Below are 1177 nucleotides of genomic sequence, written 5' to 3'. Positions count from 1 at the left end.
GTTGTATTACGTGGAATATGTTTGATAGCTCTCCAGCTAAAAAATATTTTTCACTCATCTAAAAAGCTCGATAAACCTTGTCACTATCGTCTGTTCAAGAGGGAGTCGCCGGCTTCCGCTCCGATCAACTAAGCGAGTACAAATAAGCTTCTTCCACAATCGCACCCGATTGTTTAAACCAATTGAATAAGCTATCTCTATCCAAACAAGCCGAAAAAGTCAGTTAAATACATTGAAAATAAAAGGATTATAATAAATATTAATTGAAGAACCGTAAAGATATAAGCATTTCGATTTTCTCCATATTTCCATTCCATAACCGCTGTCACGATCTCAGCTAAAATGATTAACATACATAATAAAAAGTATGGCTCCAAAAACAAAATTGGATTCAATGGAAGCCTTGAAGCATTGATAATTCCTCCAACAATAATAGCAACTACAAAGGCAATTCTAATTGTCCAATCAATCTTTTTGTGCCGCTCATTTAAATGATTGTATGAGAACACCTTCTTTTTTTCCACTTTGAGAATCCTTCTTACAATCGCACTAAACAAAAACATTATTAGCCATAATACGAATAAAAACAGAAAAAATTTCAGCCAAAAAGATGATTCTACGCCATAATAAAACATTTCGATTCCACCTCACCTGCCGAATACTTCAAATTTATTCATTTTCATTTCCTGTCTAAGTTATAAAATAACTTTTTCATAATCTGGTCCGTTAATGGCATAAAATTTGTGCAACAATGGCACCCGATTGTAAAACTCCTGAAATCACTCCACTTTTTCTATAGTGATTGTATAAATTCTAAGTGGAGATATTTCCATGGTATTACCATCATATCCGACTATGACCTTATCACCAACTTGAAATTTCTTTTCTCCATTCTCAAGGAGATCAATTTCAACGGGTCCTGAAAGTTTATTATCATTCGCTTCAATTTCAGAAACGTAAGCAGTTCCACCACTATGGATTTCCTCGATTGTTCCTACAAAAGTCGCTTTAACGTCTTTCTCCAGTTTCTCTGAACCGCAGGCAAATAGTAGACTAGCAACTACTGTCAAACACAAAGATAGAACAATTTTATTTTTCATTGTTTAAATTACCTCCTTTAAAATTCAGACGAGTCTTATTGAAAAACGTTACAACTCTCCATTTAAGAAAGTGGCCC

Annotated in this window: 2 protein-coding genes; both read right to left on the bottom strand. The window is 34.2% G+C overall.

Annotated elements, in window-relative coordinates; translation table 11 throughout:
- Positions 1 to 197 precede the first annotated feature (197 nt).
- Complete coding sequence (locus CSV72_RS16520; RefSeq protein ID WP_099679248.1) at positions 198 to 635, bottom strand: DUF4181 domain-containing protein; 438 nt, start codon at positions 633 to 635, stop codon at positions 198 to 200.
- A gap of 144 nt (positions 636 to 779) precedes the next feature.
- Positions 780 to 1100 carry a hypothetical protein gene (locus CSV72_RS16515; protein WP_099679247.1) on the bottom strand — a complete coding sequence of 107 codons (321 nt, stop codon included), beginning with the start codon at positions 1098 to 1100 and terminating at the stop codon, positions 780 to 782.
- Positions 1101 to 1177: the final 77 nt, after the last annotated feature.

Origin of the sequence: Sporosarcina sp. P20a (assembly GCF_002743175.1) — a bacterium.
Classification (GTDB): Bacteria; Bacillota; Bacilli; order Bacillales_A; family Planococcaceae; genus Sporosarcina.
The sequence above is the reverse complement of the archived record's forward strand: the minus strand, read 5'-3'. Positions and strand labels throughout refer to the sequence as shown.

Bases quoted from the DNA above. Each gene is read 5' to 3' on its own strand.
- CSV72_RS16520 (WP_099679248.1), bottom strand. From the start codon at position 635: ATGTTTTATTATGGCGTAGAATCATCTTTTTGGCTGAAATTTTTTCTG.
- CSV72_RS16515 (WP_099679247.1), bottom strand. From the start codon at position 1,100: ATGAAAAATAAAATTGTTCTATCTTTGTGTTTGACAGTAGTTGCTAGT.